The organism is Chryseolinea sp. H1M3-3 (genome assembly GCF_029360725.1).
Classification (GTDB): Bacteria; Bacteroidota; Bacteroidia; order Cytophagales; family Cyclobacteriaceae; genus Chryseolinea.
In genome coordinates, this window is sequence record NZ_JARKMY010000014.1 from 90667 (window position 1) to 112952 (window position 22286).

21 protein-coding genes and 1 riboswitch are annotated in these 22286 nt (G+C 42.5%); of the genes, 6 read left to right on the forward strand and 15 right to left on the reverse strand.

The window, feature by feature from the left end; all coding sequences use genetic code 11:
• Positions 1-59: 59 nt before the first annotated feature.
• The gene (locus P2W71_RS21615; protein ID WP_276373451.1) at positions 60-3965 is read left to right on the forward strand and encodes an Ig-like domain-containing protein; all 3906 of its coding nucleotides are present in this window, start codon (positions 60-62) and stop codon (positions 3963-3965) included.
• Between the two features lie 5 nt (positions 3966-3970).
• On the opposite strand, the gene P2W71_RS21620 is transcribed toward P2W71_RS21615, so the two are convergent.
• The 6 genes from P2W71_RS21620 to P2W71_RS21645 form a co-directional block, all read right to left on the reverse strand.
• Positions 3971-4687: an ATP-binding cassette domain-containing protein gene (locus P2W71_RS21620; RefSeq protein WP_276373452.1), complete on the reverse strand. Its 717-nt coding sequence runs from the start codon at positions 4685-4687 to the stop codon at positions 3971-3973.
• Positions 4684-5358: a molybdate ABC transporter permease subunit gene (modB, locus tag P2W71_RS21625; protein WP_276373453.1), complete on the reverse strand. Its 675-nt coding sequence runs from the start codon at positions 5356-5358 to the stop codon at positions 4684-4686. Before modB ends, P2W71_RS21620 begins: the two co-directional genes overlap by 4 nt.
• Positions 5355-6128, reverse strand: a complete 774-nt coding sequence (gene modA, locus P2W71_RS21630) for a molybdate ABC transporter substrate-binding protein (RefSeq protein WP_276373454.1) — start codon at positions 6126-6128, stop codon at positions 5355-5357. The genes modB and modA overlap by 4 nt, the downstream gene beginning before the upstream one ends.
• A gap of 96 nt (positions 6129-6224) precedes the next feature.
• Entirely contained in the window at positions 6225-6578 is a 354-nt protein-coding gene (locus P2W71_RS21635; RefSeq protein WP_276373456.1) for a winged helix-turn-helix domain-containing protein, read from the reverse strand.
• A gap of 14 nt (positions 6579-6592) precedes the next feature.
• On the reverse strand, positions 6593-7888 hold the full coding sequence (locus P2W71_RS21640) for an enolase C-terminal domain-like protein (RefSeq protein WP_276373458.1): 1296 nt from the start codon (positions 7886-7888) through the stop codon (positions 6593-6595).
• An 88-nt stretch (positions 7889-7976) separates the two neighbouring features.
• Positions 7977-8975: an AraC family transcriptional regulator gene (locus P2W71_RS21645; protein ID WP_276373459.1), complete on the reverse strand. Its 999-nt coding sequence runs from the start codon at positions 8973-8975 to the stop codon at positions 7977-7979.
• 146 nt (positions 8976-9121) lie between these two features.
• Here P2W71_RS21645 and P2W71_RS21650 point away from each other — a divergent pair, with 146 nt between their 5' ends.
• On the forward strand, positions 9122-9508 hold the full coding sequence (locus P2W71_RS21650; RefSeq protein WP_276373461.1) for a hypothetical protein: 387 nt from the start codon (positions 9122-9124) through the stop codon (positions 9506-9508).
• A gap of 100 nt (positions 9509-9608) precedes the next feature.
• Here P2W71_RS21650 and P2W71_RS21655 read toward each other — a convergent pair whose 3' ends face one another.
• The 4 genes from P2W71_RS21655 to P2W71_RS21670 form a co-directional block, all read right to left on the reverse strand.
• A complete protein-coding gene (locus P2W71_RS21655) occupies positions 9609-9902 on the reverse strand; it encodes a hypothetical protein (RefSeq protein WP_276373462.1) in 294 nt (97 codons plus the stop codon).
• A 117-nt stretch (positions 9903-10019) separates the two neighbouring features.
• Positions 10020-10427 (reverse strand): DUF1801 domain-containing protein, encoded by a 408-nt coding sequence (locus P2W71_RS21660; protein ID WP_276373464.1) that lies wholly within the window; start codon positions 10425-10427, stop codon positions 10020-10022.
• 24 nt (positions 10428-10451) lie between these two features.
• Positions 10452-10856 carry a VOC family protein gene (locus tag P2W71_RS21665; RefSeq protein ID WP_276373466.1) on the reverse strand — a complete coding sequence of 135 codons (405 nt, stop codon included), beginning with the start codon at positions 10854-10856 and terminating at the stop codon, positions 10452-10454.
• Between the two features lie 55 nt (positions 10857-10911).
• Positions 10912-11334, reverse strand: coding sequence for a VOC family protein (locus P2W71_RS21670; protein ID WP_276373468.1), 423 nt, complete (start codon positions 11332-11334; stop codon positions 10912-10914).
• Between the two features lie 309 nt (positions 11335-11643).
• On the opposite strand from P2W71_RS21670, the gene P2W71_RS21675 reads away from it, so the two are divergent.
• Positions 11644-12624 carry a helix-turn-helix domain-containing protein gene (locus P2W71_RS21675; RefSeq protein WP_276373470.1) on the forward strand — a complete coding sequence of 327 codons (981 nt, stop codon included), beginning with the start codon at positions 11644-11646 and terminating at the stop codon, positions 12622-12624.
• A 560-nt stretch (positions 12625-13184) separates the two neighbouring features.
• Here P2W71_RS21675 and P2W71_RS21680 read toward each other — a convergent pair.
• The 4 genes from P2W71_RS21680 to P2W71_RS21695 form a co-directional block, all read right to left on the reverse strand.
• A complete protein-coding gene (locus P2W71_RS21680) occupies positions 13185-14267 on the reverse strand; it encodes an acyl-CoA dehydrogenase (protein WP_276373471.1) in 1083 nt (360 codons plus the stop codon).
• A 2-nt stretch (positions 14268-14269) separates the two neighbouring features.
• Positions 14270-14908, reverse strand: coding sequence for a nicotinamide riboside transporter PnuC (gene pnuC, locus P2W71_RS21685; RefSeq protein ID WP_276373472.1), 639 nt, complete (start codon positions 14906-14908; stop codon positions 14270-14272).
• A gap of 47 nt (positions 14909-14955) precedes the next feature.
• A riboswitch (TPP riboswitch) is annotated at positions 14956-15099 on the reverse strand.
• 193 nt (positions 15100-15292) lie between these two features.
• Positions 15293-15883, reverse strand: a complete 591-nt coding sequence (locus P2W71_RS21690; RefSeq protein WP_276373473.1) for a DinB family protein — start codon at positions 15881-15883, stop codon at positions 15293-15295.
• Positions 15884-15937: 54 nt separating this feature from the next.
• The gene (locus P2W71_RS21695; protein WP_276373474.1) at positions 15938-16477 is read right to left on the reverse strand and encodes a Crp/Fnr family transcriptional regulator; all 540 of its coding nucleotides are present in this window, start codon (positions 16475-16477) and stop codon (positions 15938-15940) included.
• Positions 16478-16630: 153 nt separating this feature from the next.
• Here P2W71_RS21695 and P2W71_RS21700 point away from each other — a divergent pair, with 153 nt between their 5' ends.
• On the forward strand, positions 16631-18268 hold the full coding sequence (locus P2W71_RS21700) for an ABC-F family ATP-binding cassette domain-containing protein (RefSeq protein WP_276373475.1): 1638 nt from the start codon (positions 16631-16633) through the stop codon (positions 18266-18268).
• Positions 18269-18347: 79 nt separating this feature from the next.
• Here the strand turns inward: P2W71_RS21700 and P2W71_RS21705 are convergent, their stop codons facing one another.
• Positions 18348-19238, reverse strand: a complete 891-nt coding sequence (locus tag P2W71_RS21705; RefSeq protein ID WP_276373476.1) for a DUF2167 domain-containing protein — start codon at positions 19236-19238, stop codon at positions 18348-18350.
• Positions 19239-19679: 441 nt separating this feature from the next.
• On the opposite strand from P2W71_RS21705, the gene P2W71_RS21710 reads away from it, so the two are divergent.
• Both P2W71_RS21710 and dgoD read left to right on the forward strand, forming a co-directional pair.
• On the forward strand, positions 19680-20843 hold the full coding sequence (locus tag P2W71_RS21710; protein WP_276373477.1) for a Gfo/Idh/MocA family oxidoreductase: 1164 nt from the start codon (positions 19680-19682) through the stop codon (positions 20841-20843).
• Between the two features lie 109 nt (positions 20844-20952).
• Complete coding sequence (gene dgoD, locus P2W71_RS21715) at positions 20953-22272, forward strand: galactonate dehydratase (RefSeq protein WP_276373479.1); 1320 nt, start codon at positions 20953-20955, stop codon at positions 22270-22272.
• The last annotated feature ends 14 nt before the right edge of the window (positions 22273-22286 follow it).

The window sequence follows — 22286 nt, forward strand, 5'->3', positions numbered from 1 at the left end:
CTATTATCCATTAACACCCATTTAGTGTTACTAATCTCAATTTTTTTAAACTTAAAAGGATGAATAGGATAATTCTCTCGATCTTATTAGTTGTGGGCTTTTGTGATGTAATCGCCAGAGATTATTATGTGGGTGGAACCGGTGCTTCCGATAATAACCCAGGCACAGCAGCACAGCCTTTCGCTACCATCCAAAAGGCTGCTAGTGTTGCCGTCGCCGGTGACATTGTTAAAATTCGCTCAGGTACCTATCGGGAAACTATTGTTCCTGCCAATTCAGGCGCCGCAGGAAACCCAATCATTTATCAACCCGATGGAAATGCAACCGTCTTAATCAGCGGTTTGAATGAAGTAGGCACTACGGGTTGGACCCTGCACAATGGTAATGTTTATAAGAAAAGCATTACACTTCCGGTTAACGGGTTTAACACAAGTACCACGCGTATAGAAAACAATACAACCATTTATGCCAACCAGATCTTTAAGGATGGTGAAATGATGTTTGAAGCACGGTGGCCTAAAATAGATAAATTTGCCGACCTGCTTGATCGTAATAAATTCAGACAAAGATCCAGCATGGTCATCTGGGAACCTGGATATCTTCAAGATAACGGTTTACCCCTCCCCGCCCCTCAGTTACAAGGTGCTACTTTAGTATCCAACGGTTGGTTCATAACGGAAACAAGAACGATTACTTCTCATTCCGGCAATCAGCTTAATCATGCTGACATTTGGAACAACACAGCAACGGGAAAATGGAGCCGTCAACGTTATTATGTAACAGGCAAACTGGCCTTGCTAACACAAGCAAAAGAATGGCATTACGAAAACGGTACTTTATATTTCTGGCAACCAGGCGGCGGAATCCCATCTGGTACCATTGAATATAAAGCAAGAAACTGGGCTTTCGATATTCGTGGAAAATCAAACATTACCATTGCAGGCCTGACTTTTAAAGGATGCGAGCCCGCCGTAGGTAATGCTGCCAGTGTGAATACACTCCTCGATAATATCCGGGCATCTTACATGAATCACCATGTTAGGCATGACGTTGGAGAATGGCAGGGCGTCGGCATGTCTAAAATATTTGGAATTAAATTACTTGGCGCAAACAGCGTTATCAAAAACAGTGAGCTACATTCCTCAGGTTCATCTGGCGTATGGCTTGGACCAAACTGCCGCGCAGAAAATAATTTGATGCACGATATGGGATATGTCGGATTCTGGGCGAATCCGATAAGTTTATGGGACCGCGATGGCGGGCAAGTTATCACACGGAACACCATATACAGGACTGGCCGATCCTGCTTTGATTTTGGTTACAATTGGAATGGTCAGCATTTCAATGTAGAAATTAGCTACAACGATTTTTCACAATGGGGACTCATCAGCCAGGATGTTGGAGCAACTTACGCTTGGGGCCAATGTAATTTAACAGGAATGAATTATCACCACAACTGGATTCACGATACTGGCGCACCTGATGGGCCAGACGTTGGAGCAAACGTGGGCATTTACTTTGACCAGGCTACAGGGCCTGGAACTATACATCATAATGTTACCTGGAATTGTGGTGCGGCAGATGTGTATCACGAGGTAGTGAATGAGACGCGAAATTCAACCCATGGACTGGGCACACCGAGTACCATAAATTTTTACAACAATACTTTTGCGAACACCGGTGGTTCATATCCAAGATCATACATCACTTATCGTACAAGTCCTTTCGATATACAAAGAAATAATATTTACAGAAGTCAGATCATCATCGGACCTGGGCTTCCTGGCGATATTGCAAACGCCTTGTTACCCGCTATCAATCCGCAGTTTGTTAACTCCGGGCAAGGAGGCTTGATATACAGACCTAACACAGGCTCGCCTGCAATCAACGCGGGTGTTATTATACCTGGTATAACTGATGGCAGCGTTGGCGCACCTGATATCGGTGCTTATGAATTCGGTGGCGAAGCCTGGGTACCTGGTTATAAACCAGTGCAGTTTAATTATGGTGGCGCAAGCAATAGTCAGCCTGTAGGGAGCATTACAAGCCCGGCAAATAATACCTCATTTGCACAAGGCACACCCATCACCATTACAGCGAGCGCATCCGACCCGGACGGAACAGTAACTAAAGTTGAGTTTTTCAACGGTACTACTAAACTTGGAGAAGACACAGCCGCTCCCTATACCTTTGTCTGGAACAACGCACCTAATGGAACGCATAGCCTTACAGTTAAAGTGACGGACAATCTCAATGCTGTTATAACCTCAGCTGCCAGAAGTATCACGGTCAGTGCCAACAGCGCACCTGGCGTCTCCATCACAGCACCTGCTAACAATGCTCAATTTAATACTGGTGTGCCCATCACCATTACGGCTACTGCTTCGGATACGAACGGCAGCGTAACCAAGGTTGAATTCTTCAATGGAACAACTAAACTAGGCGAAGACCTTACAAGTCCCTACAGCTTTACCTGGAATAACGCAGCAGCGGGAACACACGCATTAACCGCAAAAGCTACTGATAATGCTAATAGTGTTACAACGTCAGCATCAGTAAGCATTACGGTGGGAACCGGGAATATTCCGCCCGCGGTTGCCATTATCACGCCTGCAAACAACTCACAGTTTAATTCTGGTGCTTCCATAACCATCACGGCAACAGCCTCGGATTCTAACGGGTCGGTAAGTAAAGTTGAATTCTTTAATGGAGCGACCAAACTTGGCGAAGATCTTACCGCGCCGTACAGTTTCACCTGGAGAAGTGCACCACTGGGCACACATGCTTTAACGGCAAAAGCGACGGACAATCAAAATAGCGTGACAACGTCAAGTGTTGTTAGTGTTGTTGTAGGAGCTGCTAATGTTCCCCCGACCGTTGCTTTAATAACGCCATCAAACAATGCAAGATATAATAACGGTGCACCTATTGTACTTTCAGCTACGGCTGCAGACGCGAACGGCTCTATAACTAAAGTAGAATTCTTTAACGGAACCACGAAAATCGGCGAAGACCTGACCGCTCCTTACAGTTTCACCTGGAACGGCGCACCCGCAGGGACACATACCTTGAGAGCCAAGGCTACTGACAATCAAAACGCCGTGACTACATCTGCATCAGTAAGTATTACAGTGGGTGGGGTAAATTCAGCACCAACAATATCCATTACAAGTCCATTGAACAACTCTCAGTTCAATACTGGAACGATAACCATCACAGCAACGGCTTCTGATGCAAACGGTACTGTTTCCAAAGTTGAGTTCTTCAACGGCACGGTTAAATTAGGCGAAGATTTAATAAGTCCATACAGCTTCATCTGGGCCAATGTTGCCGCGGGGAGCTATGAATTAACAGCAACAGCAACCGATAACTCGAATGCTGTTTCAACATCGGAGGTTATTTCTATTACTGTTGGAGGTGGCATATCTCCGGTCGCGAACGCAGGAGATGATATTATACTTGTTTTGCCAAACAATTCGACAACACTCTCTGCACCTAGAGAAAATCCGGATGGCCCTTCACTTGAATATACCTGGCAACAGGTTGAAGGACCCAGCTCTCCTATTTTCAATCCGCAACATACCGAGATTATCCTGTCAGACCTGGTTGAAGGAACCTATGTGTTTGAACTGACCGTCGTCGGTGAAGACGGGATGTCAAGCAGTGATCTTGTCAATGTAATAGTTCAGTCTTCTTCGGAGTCGGAAGGTATTATCCCTCGGGTTTTTACACCCAATGGGGATGGCAAAGAAGATTATTGGATTTGGCCTGATGACGAACGTTATAAAAATTCCAGGTTAACAATTCTTAATCAGGCAGGACAGATCGTGTATGAGGCAGTGTCTTACAACAATACCTGGGATGGAACGATGGGAGGCCAACCTCTCCAGGAAGGACAATATCAATACGTCATTCATCTTCCTGACTCCACCCCTATAAAGGCATCTGTAAGAATTAGAAGATAAGATTTTTAGTCACCCTTTGGCAGTCCTTCGATCAAACGCCTCAAAGTTTGCAATGGAAGGACTGCAGCAGGTGCACCTTCCCGTACAATTTTTCCTTGCTCCATCAGGTAAACATGTTTCGAAAGCCTGATAACTTCAAAGATATCATGGCTTACTAAAATGGTTGTCAGGTTGTATTGCCGATGCACCTGAAGAATATAATCCTGTATCTTTAAACGTAAGACGGTGTCCAACGCAGACATGGGTTCATCAAGAAGTAAAATTTTCGGCCTGCGCACCAATGCTCTCGCAATGGCTACACGCTGTCGCTGCCCACCTGAAAGAAATCCTGGTTTTTTGTCATGGAAACTAGTCAGTTCCATCAGTTCCAGCAAATCATTAACAATATCTTTCGATTGGTTCTTTCCCAGGGCATAGGTTAAATTTTCTCTAACGGTCATGTTTGGAAATAGTGCATAGTCCTGAAAAACAATTCCTACATTGCGCTGTTGCGGTTTCAGGTTAATCTTCTTCTCATGGTCAAACCAGGTTTCATCTTGTACCATCACAGAACCCCCATCCGGATTAGTTAGCCCACAGACCATTCTTAGTAACGTAGTTTTACCTGCTCCTGACGCGCCGTAGAGTGTAACCAATTCCCCAGTATTGACTTTGAAATCAACGTCGAGATTCATGTCACCCCGCGACGAAAATAATTTCTTTTTAAGACAAATGTGGATCATGCAACGCGGTTAATAGTGGATCGATTGTTAACCAGGTATACCACTAACAGGGTAAGGAAAGCAAATAGAAGAAGTGAAATGGCGTACAAGTGCGCTTGTCCATAATTCATTGCTTCAACTTCGTCATACAGTGCAATAGATACGACACGCGTTTCCCGTGGTATATTTCCTCCTACCATTAAGACAACCCCAAACTCGCCTACAGTATGCGCAAAGGTGAGAATACTTCCGGTGATCAAGGACGTACGAATATTTGGAAGTAATATTTTTCTTAGCGTAGTCATGCGACCTTTTCCAAGTGTGTAAGAAGCTTCCAGCAAAGATGATGGCAACATCTTAAAGCCGTTGTACAAAGGCTGGATCATGAAGGGAAGACTATATAATATAGAAGCTACGACAAGACCTGGAAATGTAAAGACGAGTCTCACCTCGAAATATTCATCAAGAAACTTCCCAAAAGAATTCTGTGGGCTGAATGCCAGAAGCAAATAAAACCCCAACACGGAGGGAGGCAAGATCAGAGGGAGACTAACTAACGCTTCTACAACATATTTTATTTTATACCGACTGTAGGTTAGCCAATATGCAAGTGGAATGCCGATTAAAAAAAGTATAATAGTAGTGACTGTCGCAAGTTTAAAAGTAAGAACAAAAGGATCTAGTTCTATCATGAGCCCCCTTTGTTAATTTTAGCGAAACCGAAATAAGAAAGAATGTCAGTCGCTTGTTTTGAAAGGACAAAATCTCTGAACATCGGCGCCAACGAATTATGCTCAGCATGCTTTAGCATGACGAAACCCTGCTCCAGCCGTCTGTGTGACGCTTCCGGGATGACGTAGTAATGTCCTATGTGCTTTTTCATGGTTGGAGAAAGCGCCAATGACAACGCGATGATACCGATGTCTGCTGCACCTGCAGTAACGAATTGTGCAGCCTGTGAAATATTTTCACCATAGACGAGTTTTGAACTTACACCCTCATAAACCTTATAAAATTTTAGCGCTTCTTCCGCCCTCTTTCCATACGGGGCATGCTTTGGATTTGCCATGGAGATTTTCAAAACATCTTTATCCAGAAGTATATTTATACCTGTTCGATTTGGATCGAACTGTTTGCTCCAGATAACGATCCTACCAATGCCATAGGGGTATACTTCTGAAATAGTAAACCCATTTTTCTTAAGACTGATCGGATATTCATTATCGGCGGAAAAGAAAAAGTCAAACGGCGCCGAATGGCTGATCTGCTCATAAAGTTTTCCGGACGATCCATACGTAACATTGATGTCTATACCTGGATGTTCTTTTTTAAAAACTAATACTATGGAGTCCATCGCAAATTTTAAATCAGAAGCCGCCGCGATCAAGATCTTTTCGGATGGCTGCGCATAAGTCAATACTGCACTCCATATCACGAAAATTAAAAAAATCAATTTCTTCATGCTCGGGCGTCTGTTATCTCAACGATATGTACGGATGGGTATAACGCAAGATAATAATATTAACAAAAATTTCGGAACCAATATACAGAACCGGCATCAGATCAGTTTTAGAATATCGATGTTGCTTTCAACAATCGAAAACAATCGTTTATTCAGTTTTTGGTAGGACTTTAACATCTTTAACCCAGCCGGGGTGACTTCTGCTCCTCCACCCTGCTGGCCACCTTTATGAGAAATGACGTAGGGTTTACTTCCGTTGGCATTTAATCCATCGACCATGGTCCAGGCTTTTTTGTACGACATGCCCATTGCCTTTGCAGCCTTAGAAATGGAGCCCGTTTCGTGTATCAACGCTAACAATTCCGCGCGGCCAGGACCAAAGAAGCGTTCACCATCGATGTCAATCCAACAACGAAATCTAAGCTGTTTACCTTTTGATTTGGCGCTCATAGGTGCAGAGGAAATTAACTCGTGATAACTTGTTGGCTTTCAATTTTAGCTTCGTCCAATGCTATCCCGAAGCCAGGCTTTTGTGGCAACGGGAGAATACCGTTAGTCGTAAGCAAGGGTTCTTTTTGAAAATGCATTTTATGCGCAACATGATTAATAAGGTATTCCACTAAAGGACAGACTTCGGGAGATTGGCTTGCTACAACGTGAAGTGTTGCATGGATTGCATGACCATGAGGAAAAACTTTTGCACCGAATGACGACGCTATATTACAGATCTTCACTAATTCACTTACACCGCCGCACCATTCAGGATCAGCCTGAACAATTTGAATGGCACCTTCGCGCAAAAAGTTTTGAGCTTCCCAACGGCCATAGAAATGTTCCCCGGTTGCCACCGGAATTGAAGTGCTTCTTGACAGTTGAATAAAATTATCGAGGCGTTCTGGGCTGAAAGCCTCCTCAATCCAATAAGGCCGAAATTTTTCTACGGCTTTACACCATGCAGTAGCAAAGGGTAAGTCCCACCCCATGTATGCGTCGAACATGATTTCCGCGTCAAAACCTAAAGCTGCGCGTAATTCCTCTACCAGGTCAATGTTTTTTTTTAGTCCTGCGTTCCCATCTCCAGGGCTATACGCAAGAAACCATTTCTGGTGCAGAAAACCTTGGTCGTACAGTTGCTTCGCCCTAGGCGCAACCTTCCCTTTTTCTACAGTAAATCCAAGGCAACTTCCGTACACCCGGACGTCTTTCCTCGTCGGGCCTCCCAGCAATTCATAGACCGGTGCATTAAATTTTTTGCCTCGTAAATCCCACAATGTATTGTCTACGGCGCTCAGGGCCATCATATAATGCCCTGCTCTGGCGTGTCGGTTATTTCGGTACAACTGATCCCAAAGTGTTTCGCCTGCAAGGGCATCCTTTCCTATCAAGAATGGTCGGAGTTGTTTTAAGATCGGTGTAATCGCTTCAGCATCTATCGCACCGTACATTCCCGACAGCCCACCCTTTGTGCGAATGCGAAGATAATCGTGTACTAATTTTTCTGTGGTTTCCTTGGCGTTAACATTATCAGAATACGGTGCCGGATGCTGATCCGGATAAATGTGAATCGGTTTTGCCTGATACTGACGATGTAAACCAGGAATAACTTTATGAGAGCCTGTCAGCCTCACAATTTCAACTTCATCAATAATAGTGTCTTGATTAACAGAAGACGCCGCAAAAAGGTCTTGAACGTGTAAAGGCAAAAAAGCGAGCGTAGATGCTTGCGACAGCTGAGAAATGAATCGCCGGCGTGTACTCATAAGTCAGGAGGGTTTCAGATTGTGCGCAGCAATGTAAAAAACTTTAAAGATTATATCCAACAAGACACTGTCTCCAGCCAGGTAACGGTCATGATAAATAATTGCCTGGTGCTTTTCCCGTCCATCGTTTAAAAGCACGTGAGAAGGCGCTCAATTCGTTATAACCCAGCATGTGGGAAATTTCCTTTACAGGATGTTTTCCTGATTCCAAATAATGTAATGCCAGTAACTTGCGTACATCATCCGACAACTGCTGAAAAGTGGCGCCCTCCGCCTGAAGCCTACGTTGCAAACTCCGTGGTGTGATGTTAAAATTCGCTGCTACATCTTGTAAAGAAGGGATTCCAAGATATGCGTTACTCAATAAATGTTGAAAAATTTGCTCGCGATATTTCGGTGTTGCAGCGTCCCGTAAAGAGCTCTTCACTTTTTGCAATAGAAATTGCTGCAGTTCATAATCCGCTGATAAAATGGGTTCGCCCCAATACTTACTGTTAAAATAAATGGCACACTCATTTTTCTGTACAGTGGGCACACATCTTAAAATGCGTGTGTATTCTTGGATTTCTGAAATCGGATAAGCATATACGACCTTCTCCGGCTTGACCTTTTCAAAAACAAGTCCATCTAACTCGTGAATAGAAAATACCATCAACAAATCCATGAATTGGCGTTCAAAAAAATTGTCACGCAACGGTTTAACTACCAGGCGAATTCGGATTTTAAACCATTCATTGGACCGTATTACTTCAATAACGAATCTGTCGGTTATAAGCGGTGTTAGCGAGGCTGCAATAGTAATTGCTTCACCGACTGTTCTGCTACCCTTAATGATCTCACCAACAATACCTAATGCCGACAGCTGAAGTGACTCACCAAAGTGAAGTCCGAACAACGGATCGCTACATAAATGACTTGCCTGAAACCATAGGTCTTCGACTTGTTTATCTGTAATGATATACGCCGGGTCGTTTTTAACTGCAGCAAAGTCAACGTTCGAATATGTGCAAAGTTGCTGTGCATTAATATCTCGCTGCACTGCATAGCCAATCAAGCTTTGTACAAATTGTTTCCGTTGATTATCCATGCTACAAAAATATTTTTTTCATCCATCATTCAAACACCCGCGAAGCACTTTGTCATGAAATGATAAATTGTTGACGTAAAAAGGTAAACCTGATGCCTCGGGCCTGGAATACCTTTGTCTCACACTCAACAAAAAACTATATGGATATGAAAACACTCAAAAATGTATTGCTTGTCAACGGGCTAAGTTCCGGTGCGACTGGCGTTGTATTATTGGTATTTGCTGATCAGATTGCCACGCTTTTCACGGTGCACAACAGCACGCCTTTTATAGCAGTGGGAATTTTCCTTGTTGCATTTGCGACCATGGTATTTTTTGAAAGCAGAAGGCTAGCTCACAACGTAAAAATGGTAAAGGTTATCATTACCATGGATTGCCTTTGGATAATTGCAAGTGCATCGATTGTCGTTTTGCAATTGTTCAACTTATCGCCGTTGGGATATGGCCTCATTGGCGCTGTCGCCGTGTGGGTTATGTTGATGGCTTACCTGCAATTTACGGGCGTCAAAAACATCGGTGTCGAGAAACTTTAGGTGATGAAATTAAGATCAGCGTGTAGCATACGCTGATCTTAACTATTGTTACAACAATTATTGTTAATCAATTGAATGCGAAGTAAAACGAATCTGTCCCTCAAGCGTGTATATCGGATAACTCCATACTTACCTCTTCAGACAAGTCCTCTCCAAGAAATGGCCCATCATCCGGCAATATCTCTGCATCATACCCGAAACTTTTAACAACACTTATTATTTGGCAAATATCCGTTTCACCAGTAATTCCTTTTACACGGAGAATTCTGTCACAGTCGTCCAGGTCGAAGTTAACACAACAATGACACAGGACGCGCTCTATTCGATCCGCTAGCTTACCTGCTTGTTCTCTATCCGAAACGTTGGTTTTGAATACTTCAATCATACTGCTCATACTTTACTATTAAGACTACCAAAATACTTTTCATAATGACACAGATTTGATATGAGGCGTTGTAATTGTACATTCTTGCCTGTTGTGATACTTTGACAATGCGAATGTACCCATATTTTATTTTTTCTTTTGCTTTGATTTACGTTCTAAGAGTATCGTCTCATTTTCCTGCATCCTGGCCTTTACTATCTTCTTAACAAGGTTCGCCGGAAGTGGTTTATCCTGAGCGAATCGAATGGTGCCCTTCGAAGTATCATAATCTTTCAAGTCATCCTTAAATAAATCCATTACCTGCGGACTCATAACATAAAACGCACAATGATTCTTTGCTGCGCCGAGACCGACAAGAGGGCCGTTGTTTTTAAAAACCGGAATGCCATAGCTAACTGCCTCTTCCGATTTCGGCGCTGCAGCCTTAATTGTACTACGCATCTTTTCTAGTGTAGCACGTACCTGCGCAGGTAACGCATCGTAATACGCGTCGATGGTTACATTCGATGTCATTTTGGATGCCGCTGCTTTCATAGTGTTATTTATTTATTACGCTTTTTAAGATTGAGGACCTGCGGGATCCGTGTACAACACTTCCCAAAGATGTCCATCGGGATCCTGAAAACTCCAGCTATACATCCAACCATAATCCTGAGGATCATTTGATCTCGCGCCGCCGGCTTTAAATGCTTTATTTACAAGTTCGTCGACTTCCTTTTTGCTTTCTACAGAAATTGCAATAATGACTTCAGTAGCTTTACTGGCGTCGGTAATCTCCTTTTTTGTGAATGTTTTAAAAAAAGGTTCTGTGAGTAACATCGCATAGATCGTATCGCTGATTACAAGGCAGCCGGCTTTGTCGTCGGTAAACTGCGGATTAAAACTATAACCTAAAGCTTCAAAAAAAGCTATTGACCTGGAAAGATTTTTTACCGGAAGATTAACAAAAATTTGAGTAGCCATTCAATATTGATTAAGATTCAAGTATTTACAATTATTTTTAATTCTACCTCGCCTATCACTTCTCATCATTGCTCACCATCCATTGGATATCGTACTTATCGGTACACATACCAAAGTATGAGCCCCAAAACGTTTTACCCAACGGCACGGTTATCCTACCACCTGCGGATAAACCAGTAAAAATCCTTTTCGTTTCATCATTACTATCTGTGCTAATCGAAAGGTGCATATTATTTCCATTTGTCAATGAACGCTCGGCAGATTCCAATGCATCAGTGGCCATTAGAATGTTTGCCTCACCTATCGGCAAGGAAATGTGCATAATTTTTTCCTGGTCATTAGTTGCAACACTGTCCTTTTCCGGAGTGTCTTTGAACCGCTGAAGAACAATAAATTCTCCGCCGAAAACAGATCTATAAAAATTAAAAGCTTCTTCAGCATTTCCATTAAAATTGAGGTACGGATTTACGGAGATCATGTTGTTAAATATTTGATTTTTTAGCCCATTTTTTTTTGATTTTTTGATCACGATACATGTGTGAACTTGTATTCCTCTCTTGAAGCGGTGCCGTTGTTAGTAATTGGTGTTGTGTGTCAAAATACTTTGCACTCCTTCTGCATTGTCCTTCCAAGAGTTTTAAATGAAGGATACGGATTCAAAAGTAAACGATATTAACAGGTTTGGTGGGTTGCAATTCCGACATTATGTAGGGCCGATTACGCCATACTTTGTATCTTTGACCTGATAAAAATTTAACAGTATTAAAATCGAAAATTGTCTTCCAGTATGAAACACATTTCCATTATAGTACCGAACGAAGCTGTACTAGCGAGCATTGAAGATCCACGATATATGTTTACAGCTGCGAATGAATTTCTAGAAGCTATGGGTAGGCAGCCGGTGTTTAAAGTTCAACTTGTGGGATTATCAAAAGAGGTAAGGTTGCACAATGGATCTTTTACAGTTCATATCGACGAATTAATCAGCGATGTTAAAAAAACCGATTTGATATTTGTGCCAGCATTGTTTGGTGAAATGAAGAAGGCGCTGGAAGTAAATCAGGATTTTATTCCATGGATCGTTAAGCAATACAGGCAAGGCGCAGAAGTCGCGAGTCTGTGCATAGGAGCATTTTTATTGGCATCGACAGGATTATTAAACGGAAAGCAATGTTCAACACATTGGCGCTCCGCGAATCTTTTCCGGAGCATGTTCCCTGAAGTAAATTTAGTCGACGATCGAATCATCACTGAAGAACAGGGTCTCTACTCAAGCGGTGGGGCGAATTCCTACTGGAACCTGTTGCTTTATCTTTTAGAAAAATATACGGATCGAGAAATTGCTATCGTTGCTGCCAAGGTATTTGCTGTTGAATTCGATCGAAAAAGTCAGTCACCATTTATTATGTTCAACGGCCAAAAGGGACATGAAGATGAATCGGTCAAAAAGGCTCAAGAATTCATAGAAAATAACGTGGCGTATCGAATTTCTGTTGAAGATCTTGCAATGAGGCTTGCTGTGGGTAAACGAAATTTTGAGAGACGTTTTAAGAAGGCAACCAACAATACGCCGGTCGAGTATATGCAACGCGTTAAAATTGAAGTAGCAAAAAAATGTCTTGAGACCAGCCGGAAAAGTGTGAATGAAATTATGTATGACGTTGGTTATACCGACACCAAAGCATTTAGAAGCGTGTTCAAGAAAATTACAGGGCTATCGCCGGTTGATTATCGGAACAAGTACAGCAAGATTGCTGTGGCGGTATAAGCGCTACGTATAAGCGTGACGTTGCATGGTAACGTTAATGATCTACTAACTATGGTCATAGTAGAGAAGTCTGAATAAAAGACGAAAAACTTGTAACTTTTTACGCCCACATATGGGTTAGGCTTATCATTGTGCAGTGGTTCCGTGTTTGAACACCATCTAAAGGGAGTGAAACTTGGGCTTTGGAAGGTGGCATGGGTTTAAGAATGTCTGCATCGTAATTTGTTGTTACGATTGCATTGCCTCTTGTTCTGACTACGCCATCATAAAATATTTGTAACGTACCCTCCATTGTTCTATGGAACTAGCCTTGAAGATGCCTATCGATTCCGCGATCCTTGCATCAGAATCGGTTTTGATGCAGGAACCTTGCGTCAACAGGGGCACCTATCGGAAGCCTGACGCAAGAACGACGCATAGACCATGCAACCTCGACGGAAGGGACACAGATGCTATACGATAGTCTATAAGCGAAAGGTAAAATCCGCATTTGAAATTAATTGCACTGTGAACTACTTCACTATCAATAACTTTTTTGGGTCATCCGAACAAAATCCAGATCAGAAATTCTTTCCGAACAAACTATGCTGGCTTGCCGTATGGAAATTTCGCCAGACGCGGTTGATTTCATTTCGCATATCGGCAGCCTCCAGGCCACAGTAACCATAAAATTCATTAATGAGCACCCGTGTCCGATGCACCAATTGATGGCTCAAATTGCTAACATTAATCAGGACTGCCTCGGAAACATGATTTTTAGATATCAACTCGTCCCATGCAGTCTCAACACCAAAATAAAATTCAGCTCTGATGTCATCTTGATTTTTACGGCTACTGCAAAGTTTTGTATGAAGTGCCTTGCTCTTTTTTGTTGAAAACAATTCCCCACATAACTCCAAAAAGCGATAACCTATCCCCGACAAATTTACCGCTAAGGTTGTTTCAGCAAGTTGCAAAAAAGGGAACTTAAAAATGTGTTGGCTTAATGTTGTATGCGATGGATGTATTTGGAAAGAACGATTTAACGGTACGACAACATTTTTCACTTCGATAGCATGACTGCCGGTCGCGATCATTCCCATGCACGTCCAGGTATCATGAACAACCACTTCCTCCCTCTTTAATAAGAACGATGTAACTACGGGAGATCCATCCGAATTATATAATAGGTTACCATTCTCTCTTACCTGGCAGTTTACCGTGAAAACAGAAGCCAGTAACGAACCCGTTGCATATTTCCAATGTCCTTCGATTGCATAACCTCTTTTTGTCTTATTTGCTGTACCTGTTACGGCGCCGCTACCTGCAAAGCAAACATTAGGGTGAGCAAATACTTCCTTGGCCAAAGCTGGGTCAATAAATCCTACAAACCACGCTGCCCCGCTACAAAGGGTTACTACCCAGGCGGTACTTCCATCTGCCCAACCAAGGCATTCTTCTATTCTCAAAATTTCGGGCAGCGAAAGTTCCAGCCCACCATAAACCTTCGGGACATATAAATTAAACCAGTTTTGCTGATGAATAATCTTTCGCTGTGTGTCGGTAAGATTCCTGTGTCGCTCGGCTTCACTACTTTCTTTCATAATTTCAGCCGTCACTGATTTTGATAAGAATATGGATGGATGCTGGATTGTATTGCTCATATTTAAAAGGTGGTCACACTTTCTCTAATCATTCTCTTCCGCGCGATTTTAAGCCAGCCAAAATATCCTTTGCATGCTACGATGAACAGAAACAAGGTGAGTAGACCCAGTAGCGGAAGTCCCTTGTAAAAGAGCAAAGGAATAGCGAATGCGTTGGAAATATTTAGCAGTAACCAGTTTTCAATTTTACGTTTCGCTAACAGCCACATACCCGCCCACCCTGTTGCACTTACCCACGCATCCCAGGCAGGAACTTGAGAATCGGTCATGTTTGAAAGAAATAAGAACAACACAACGGACCCGCCAAACACAATGACAAATGTAATGATCCAGTCTTTGGATGACGTAAACGTTATCTCTACCGCTTTTGCGTTTTTTTTTTTCGCAGCCCAATACCACCACCCATAGATGCTCATGACAAGGTAGTATGCATGCAATAAGCATTCGGCATACAGCTGTGCTGAAAACAAACTAAAGATTCCCAATATTGTAGCAATTATACCGGTAGGATAAAGCAAAATGTTGTTCGCTCTGGCCAGCAGAACTTCTGAAACGCCAAATATTAAAACGGCAACCTGAATCGCGTCAATGTGTAGTAATTCCTGCCTGAAAAGCTCAAGCCATTCGTGAACATAATGCATGCTTTGGGTCGTTTAGTCATGCTCACGAAGTGTACCTATAGGAGTACGGTCTTGTGATTTCTCTCCCTACGCTGGTATTATCCAGATCAGGTATATGGAAGTTTATTTCATCCTCCAATGGGTATAATCTCAGCCTGTTTTTCAGCGAATGCATTTTTAATGCATTCACAAGGGCACCCCATGAGCAGTGATGTAAAGGTAATGTTTTTTAGGATCGGAACATAAATAATTCCAGAAAGCGCAACCGAGGTTAGGGAATTTAACTTTACCTAACGATCGCGTGACCCTAGCTAAGATAAATTTTGAGAAAGCTTTTATCTTGATCCCGCTGCCATGCTGACTTATTGAAAAAAAATTTCAGTTAAAATATTTATTGAATAGCCATTAAACATTCATGGCCTTCACCTTCTCATGCTCAAACACACTTACATTATTAAGTACCCTTTCAGCTTGCAAAACGTGTCGTTCAATGTGATAGGTGTAAAACCGTAAAGTATCCCCTAATCTTAATTTGATAAATGAAGTTAAAGAAATGGAGGTCTTCGTTTTCGTCAAGTCAATTGCGCGGCATTTATTCAATAGATCTACAAGCCTTTCCTGCTGCTTAAGAAAACGGCTAATTGTTGTAGTAGTCAACGTGGTATTTGAGGGATTTTTATCTTTAGGCGATTTCATTTTTTTAATTTTTCCATCTTTCACCTCCATTAAATTCGCAAAATAGTTTCCGATCAAACCACTTTTAAATTTTGTTGATCCAGCTTTGTATGGGCTCGCCAGAATTTGTTTTTCTATCTCAACAAGATAAAAATCGCCGTACAAATTTAAATGTTCAAGGCATTCCAAAATACTCCATTGGCTTTCGGCCTTGAAGCGCAGTTGTTCCAAGGATAACGATTCGAATTGCTTTACCTTGTTTGTACAGTTTTCAATACGTCTCAGCAGGTCATTGACTAAAACATTGTTATCGATTTGCATATTGTTTTTTTTAACAAAGCTCTGGACTAATCAATTTCCCCGCATTGATTCAAATCAAGAATTCCGAATCCGGCTAAGGGTTTCGGGTGTCATTCTTAGATAAGATGCAATGTACTTCAGCGGAATTTCCTGGAATAAATTAGGACTTCTTTCCAAAACGCGTTGCAACCTTTTGGTAGGTGATTCAGTCAACAAATCAATCTCACGTTCAATTTGCTGAACGATGAGCGCTTCCAACAGTTTGTTGTATTGGACCATACTTTCCATGTCCTGATTTGCAACTTGAGACAAATGATGTTTCGGAATTATTCTCAGCGTTGTTTTTCTAAGAGCCTCTATGTAAAACTCAGAGGGCTTCCCTGTGATAAATGATGATAATGAAGTTATGATGGAACCTTCGTATCCAAAACGAATGGTCTGTTCTTCAAACTCTGTAACATGAAAAACCCTGACAGCGCCAGTCTCTATAACGTAAAACGACTGTTCTACTTGACCTTCGCGAATGATGTAGTCCCCTTTTGAAAAAATTTTTAAAATAGATGAGTCATGCGCTGAATCCAAAAGCTTCTTAATAAAAATTTTGTCTGGCGTCATTTGATGCAAGATTCTTCATGTTAAATTAAACAATCCTAAACTTCCTTTTTAACTAATGTAGCGACCAATATATAACTTCATGCCAATCACCTACAATGCCGCTTTAAGTTTCACCCAATAACGCTTACCTTTGCCGCCTTATTTTAGCAAATCATGATTTCAGTTGACGCGGTCAGTGTTGAGTTTAATGGGTCGGCGCTTTTTAGCAATATCACTTTTAACATCAACGAAAACGATAGAATCGCCCTAATGGGCAAAAACGGTGCGGGAAAATCCACGCTGTTAAAAATAATTGCCGGAGCTAGTAAACCTACCCGTGGAAAGGTATCAGCGCCAAAAGATGCGATAATTGCTTACTTGCCCCAGCATCTGCTGACAAAAGATGATGCCACAGTTTTTGAAGAGGCTTCAAAAGCTTTTTCGAAGATTTTAGGCATGAAGCAACAGATGGAAGACCTTAACCGTCAGCTAGAAACCAGAACTGATTATGAATCGGATGAATATTCCAAAATTATTGAACAGGTCTCGGAATTGAGTGAAAAATACTATTCCATTGAAGAAATCAACTTTGACGCTGAAGTTGAAAAAACGTTGATGGGATTGGGATTCCTAAGATCAGATTTTACCCGGCCAACTTCCGAATTCAGCGGTGGCTGGCGGATGCGAATTGAGCTGGCAAAAATCCTTTTGCAAAAACCTGATTTGATCCTTCTGGATGAGCCCACCAATCACATGGACATAGAATCAATTCAGTGGTTGGAAGAATTCCTGGTCAATAATGCTAAGGCGGTAATTGTGATTAGTCACGACAAAACGTTTGTTGACAACCTTACAAATCGTACAATCGAGATAACCATGGGTCGCATCTATGATTATAAGACCAACTACACCCATTATTTGCAATTACGAAAAGAAAGACGCGAACAACAACAAAAGCAATTTGAAGATCAGGCCAAACAAATTGCCGACATCCAGCAATTTATTGATCGATTTAAAGGAACTTATTCAAAAACGCTCCAGGTACAATCTCGGGTAAAAATGCTTGAAAAAATTGAGATTGTAGAAGTAGACGAAGTTGACACCTCAGCGCTTAACCTCAAATTTCCGCCTGCGCCGCGGTCTGGTAGCTATCCCGTTATTGTTGACGGGCTCACGAAAAAGTATGGTGATCACGTTGTATTTAAAGATGCATCGTTCACCATCGCCCGAGGTGAAAAAGTTGCGTTCGTTGGAAAAAACGGTGAAGGAAAATCCACATTGGTAAAAGCCATTATGGGTGAAATCGATTTTGAGGGCAAACTTCAGATGGGCCACAACGCAATGATCGGCTACTTTGCACAGAATCAGGCGTCGTTATTGGATCAAGAGCTTACCGTATTTCAAACCATAGACCAAATTGCCGAAGGTGATATTCGTACCAAGATCAAAGACATTTTGGGCGCCTTTATGTTCAGCGGGGAAACAATTGACAAAAAAGTAAAAATGCTTTCCGGCGGAGAACGTACGCGTCTGGCAATGATCAAACTGTTGCTTCAACCCGTTAATTTGTTAATTCTGGATGAGCCCACAAATCACCTGGACATTAAGACTAAGGATATTTTAAAAGACGCATTAAAAGCGTTTGATGGAACACTCATCCTCGTATCTCATGATCGAGATTTTCTGGATGGCCTTGCAAATAAAGTGTTTGAGTTTGGCAACAAACGCATCAAGGAACATTTTGAAGACATAACTGGATTTTTGCGAAACAAAAAAATCGAAAACTTAAAAGAAATTGAGCGAAAGAACTGAGTAGCATTTAAAGTGAAAGCAGAAAGTTTAAGCTTTAACAAGCCAACTTTCTGCTTTGTGATTGAAGCTTGTTTATCTGTCAGCTTTCTATTTTTCTTACCGTAGGTGTTTCCGTTTTCTTCTTATACCATCTCCATATACCGGTAGCCAGTCCACCGATGGCTAATGCAATCAATTTGATGTTCTTTAAAACCAAAGCGAAGATGCCGGCTTTCGCAAGTACTTTACCAGCCACAAGGCCACCGATTGTCCACGCCGCTACTTCGTCCATTTCCGGATTGAAATCGGCATACTTATTACCATCGGCATAGCTGATGGACGCGAGTACGGGCTCGATGTTTTGTTGAACATCGGGCAACTCCATCATCGATGCAACAGCATTTAGGACAATTACGCCTTTGCGTCCAAGAATCCGCACGTTATAATTCAGTGTGGTGCCTTCGCTTTCGCCAAATTTTATCTCCTTCGCCCAGTGCAATACTTTTTTCTCGCTATCGTAATAAGGTTTTGCGGCCCATCCCACGATGGCTATTGATTCATAACCCTCCTTAGCACGCTCCTCATTCGCTGCGGCAGCATCGCTTTGCATTTCTTTCAGCAAATCATCATAATCGATATCATCGGCGTCATCATCTTTTACATAGCCCATTTCTTCATAGGTAATAATGAAGGCCCATGATCGCTCCTCGGTGATACCTATATTTTCGGGAACGATCATTCCCAATGTACCTTCACCGTGAGGATTACCCCATAGATCGTGAATGATATAAGCTGCCTGCTTAGGATCAAGATAGCGAAAACCTTCAGGAACGTTTAACGTCCCTATGCCATCGTCAAGCTTAATTTCCCCATGCTGATACGTGAAGGAAGCTTCGAGGCTGTCAAAAAATAGTTTTGCACTATCTGTCTCAATAGCTGCAACTGCGTGCACAACCGACACGCACAAGAGAAGCGCGATAACTTTTTTCATGTTTATAAAGTGTTGAAGTTTTGGTGCCTGCATACCGCAGGTAGGTTTGAAGTGTTGAAGTTTCTAAAGATTCGGCTTGTACCTCGAGTAACGATAACAGCTTCGGTGGTTTGGTTTATTGTATAATGAAGAAAGCCAAACCACCGAAAAAAAGGAAGTGGTTGTAAGGTTTCTTACTATTGCTCAGCAGCTTTTTGGCGTATCCCGTTTAAGCGACAATAACAAACACGAAATGCATTTATAGGATTTAAATCACATAAATTTTACGACAACGAACCAAAGAAAAACTTACCAGGTAGGGATTTATAGTGGAAGATAAAAAATATAAGGCAGTGTTGTAATTGACTGCCTACACGCATAAATTCTCAAGATTACACATTGCAAAGGATTGAAAAATTGGAAAAATATGGCAGATTGTATTCTGATTTATAACGCCACCCTATGCACGCTAACAGACGCAAATTTTTGAGACAGTCACTGGCAACAGCGGCTGGAATAATTTCGGCCGCTGACCTTTCAGCTTATGATGCAATGAAATCCAGGCCCATTCGGCATGAGGGTTTTGAGACCAAACCCGTTTCCAAACATACCGCTCCCATTAGATTTTCAGTTATCGGTTTAAACCATGGGCACATCTACGGCCAGTCGGAAGCGATGATCAGAAATGGCGCACAACTGGTATCTTTTTATGCGAAGGAACCTGAACTGATAAGCGGTTTTACCAAACGATTCCCTGATGCTAAGCTAGCCAGAAGTGAAAAAGAAATCCTAGAAGATTCAACCATTCAATTGATTGTAAGCGCATCCATTCCCATTGATCGGGCCCCACTCGGAATACAGGTGATGAAACATGGAAAGGATTTTATGGTCGACAAACCGGGGATCGTTACGCTCGAGCAGCTTGAAGAAGTGAGAAAAGTACAAAAGGAAACCAAGCGAATATATTCCATCATGTACAGTGAACGCTTCGAGAATAGGGCAACCGTTAAAGCGGGAGAACTGGTAAAAGCAGGCGCTATCGGAAATGTGATTCAAACTATCGGGCTTGGGCCGCACCGGATAAATCTAAAATCAAGACCAGAATGGTTTTTCGATAAAAAACATTTTGGCGGAATCATTTGTGACATCGGCTCCCATCAATGTGATCAATTTCTCTTCTTTACAGGATCGACACAAGCAGAGGTCGTTGCATCACAATTTGGAAATGTACATTATCCTCAATATCCAAATTTTGAAGATTTTGGTGACATGACGGTGCGGGGTAATGGCGGAACCGGGTACATCCGCGTTGATTGGTTTACACCGGATGGGCTGAATACATGGGGAGACGGGCGCCTTACAATTCTTGGTACCGAAGGATACATGGAGCTGCGTAAAAATGTTGACATCGCAGGGCGGGAGGGTGGTAATCATCTGTTCCTTGTTGATAAAAAAGAAACACGGTATTTTGATTGCAGCAAAGATCCACTACCCTATGGACAACAGCTCATTGATGACATTACCAACAGAACGGAAACCGCAATGACGCAAGCACATTGTTTTCTAGCTACTGAGTTAGCCTTGAAAGCTCAGCAACAAGCGCGCAAGCTTGACTTAAAAAAATAAGTGAGTCGCGGGTAGTAAAAAAGTAAGTGGTGGTCAAAGCTAAACTTACTATCTGCACCTTCACTCTTGATACCGGTTACCCAATAACGATTACCAACCTAATCAACCTATGAAAACCAACTTTTCCCGAAGAACGTGGATGAAATATTTATCTGCGGGCATGGGCGGCCTTTTGCTTACCGAGCAACAAGCAACAGCGATGTCTGTCCAGCAACCACCGGCGCCCTTTAATAATAATCTGGCCATGATCGCGCCACGTGATAACATTAAAATAACCAAGCTTGAAATCATACCTGTACATACCTGCCGTACGATCTTCGTGAAAATGCATACCGATGCCGGTATTGTTGGAATCGGGGAAGGCACAGTTGAGGGCCGTATACCTACAACAGTGACAGCAATACAGGAGTTAGAAAAATATCTTATTGGAAAGGATCCAAGACAACCAGCACATCATTGGCAGGCTATGTACCGCCATGCATTCTACCGCGGAGGCATTATTCTAACGAGCGCCCTATCTGCTATCGATATTGCCATGTGGGATATTAAAGGTAAAGCGCTAGGCGTACCTGTTTATGAGTTGTTAGGTGGGCCAACGCGCGACCGGATTCGGGTATATGGCCAGGCAGGATCTCCGGAGGGCGCCAAAGAGGTAATGGCAGAAGGCTATCAATCCATGAAAGTAAGTGTGACTTCAAGCCGCGGGCGACTTTCAAGATATGTTGAAAATCCTGACTTCGTTCAAGGTGTAGTCGAGAACGTCAAGGCTATACGCGACACAATCGGCCCCAAAGTAGATATGGGCATTGAACTTCATGGCGACCACCAGCCGCAAACCTCGATGATATTAATCAAAGCCCTGGAACCCTTTCAACCTTGGTTCTATGAGGAGCCGATCCAGTTCCAGAACCTTCCACTGATGGCTGAGATGTCGAAAAAAACGCATATACCTTTCGCGACAGGAGAACGTATGGTTACAAAATGGCAATTCAGAGAACTGCTAACCTTAGGCGCTGCTTCTCTGTTACAGCCCGACATTACGCATTGCGGTGGAATAACAGAACTAAAAGCCATTGCCACTCTTGCTGAAGCATTTTATGCAGGCATGCTTCCCCATGCAAAGGAAGGAATCGTTGGAGCCGTTGCATCCATGCATGTCGCCGCTTCCATTCCTAACCTCGTTGCGCACGAACTTCCAAGCTTACAGGCTGCTCCAAAAGACAAGGTAGAACGCAGCTATCTCGGAAAAAGCTACATTAAGAAACCTTTGGTAATGGACGACGGCCATATTATTGTTAAAAAGAATTTTGGTGGGCCAGGCTTAGGCATCGAACTCGACGACAACCTTGTTGAAAATGAACGCGGCGTTCCTGAATGGGAGTTCCCTGAAATGTGGGATAACTATGACGGCTCCGTATTGGATCATTGAGTTTAATTTGGTGA

Excerpts from the sequence above, each read along its gene's own strand:
- P2W71_RS21615 (WP_276373451.1), top strand. The coding sequence starts at position 60 with ATGAATAGGATAATTCTCTCGATCTTATTAGTTGTGGGCTTTTGTGAT.
- P2W71_RS21620 (WP_276373452.1), bottom strand. The coding sequence starts at position 4,687 with ATGATCCACATTTGTCTTAAAAAGAAATTATTTTCGTCGCGGGGTGAC.
- modB (WP_276373453.1), bottom strand. The coding sequence starts at position 5,358 with ATGATAGAACTAGATCCTTTTGTTCTTACTTTTAAACTTGCGACAGTC.
- modA (WP_276373454.1), bottom strand. The coding sequence starts at position 6,128 with ATGAAGAAATTGATTTTTTTAATTTTCGTGATATGGAGTGCAGTATTG.
- P2W71_RS21635 (WP_276373456.1), bottom strand. The coding sequence starts at position 6,578 with ATGAGCGCCAAATCAAAAGGTAAACAGCTTAGATTTCGTTGTTGGATT.
- P2W71_RS21640 (WP_276373458.1), bottom strand. The coding sequence starts at position 7,888 with ATGAGTACACGCCGGCGATTCATTTCTCAGCTGTCGCAAGCATCTACG.
- P2W71_RS21645 (WP_276373459.1), bottom strand. The coding sequence starts at position 8,975 with ATGGATAATCAACGGAAACAATTTGTACAAAGCTTGATTGGCTATGCA.
- P2W71_RS21650 (WP_276373461.1), top strand. The coding sequence starts at position 9,122 with ATGAAAACACTCAAAAATGTATTGCTTGTCAACGGGCTAAGTTCCGGT.
- P2W71_RS21655 (WP_276373462.1), bottom strand. The coding sequence starts at position 9,902 with ATGAGCAGTATGATTGAAGTATTCAAAACCAACGTTTCGGATAGAGAA.
- P2W71_RS21660 (WP_276373464.1), bottom strand. The coding sequence starts at position 10,427 with ATGAAAGCAGCGGCATCCAAAATGACATCGAATGTAACCATCGACGCG.
- P2W71_RS21665 (WP_276373466.1), bottom strand. The coding sequence starts at position 10,856 with ATGGCTACTCAAATTTTTGTTAATCTTCCGGTAAAAAATCTTTCCAGG.
- P2W71_RS21670 (WP_276373468.1), bottom strand. The coding sequence starts at position 11,334 with ATGATCTCCGTAAATCCGTACCTCAATTTTAATGGAAATGCTGAAGAA.
- P2W71_RS21675 (WP_276373470.1), top strand. The coding sequence starts at position 11,644 with ATGAAACACATTTCCATTATAGTACCGAACGAAGCTGTACTAGCGAGC.
- P2W71_RS21680 (WP_276373471.1), bottom strand. The coding sequence starts at position 14,267 with ATGAGCAATACAATCCAGCATCCATCCATATTCTTATCAAAATCAGTG.
- pnuC (WP_276373472.1), bottom strand. The coding sequence starts at position 14,908 with ATGCATTATGTTCACGAATGGCTTGAGCTTTTCAGGCAGGAATTACTA.
- P2W71_RS21690 (WP_276373473.1), bottom strand. The coding sequence starts at position 15,883 with ATGCAAATCGATAACAATGTTTTAGTCAATGACCTGCTGAGACGTATT.
- P2W71_RS21695 (WP_276373474.1), bottom strand. The coding sequence starts at position 16,477 with ATGACGCCAGACAAAATTTTTATTAAGAAGCTTTTGGATTCAGCGCAT.
- P2W71_RS21700 (WP_276373475.1), top strand. The coding sequence starts at position 16,631 with ATGATTTCAGTTGACGCGGTCAGTGTTGAGTTTAATGGGTCGGCGCTT.
- P2W71_RS21705 (WP_276373476.1), bottom strand. The coding sequence starts at position 19,238 with ATGAAAAAAGTTATCGCGCTTCTCTTGTGCGTGTCGGTTGTGCACGCA.
- P2W71_RS21710 (WP_276373477.1), top strand. The coding sequence starts at position 19,680 with ATGCACGCTAACAGACGCAAATTTTTGAGACAGTCACTGGCAACAGCG.
- dgoD (WP_276373479.1), top strand. The coding sequence starts at position 20,953 with ATGAAAACCAACTTTTCCCGAAGAACGTGGATGAAATATTTATCTGCG.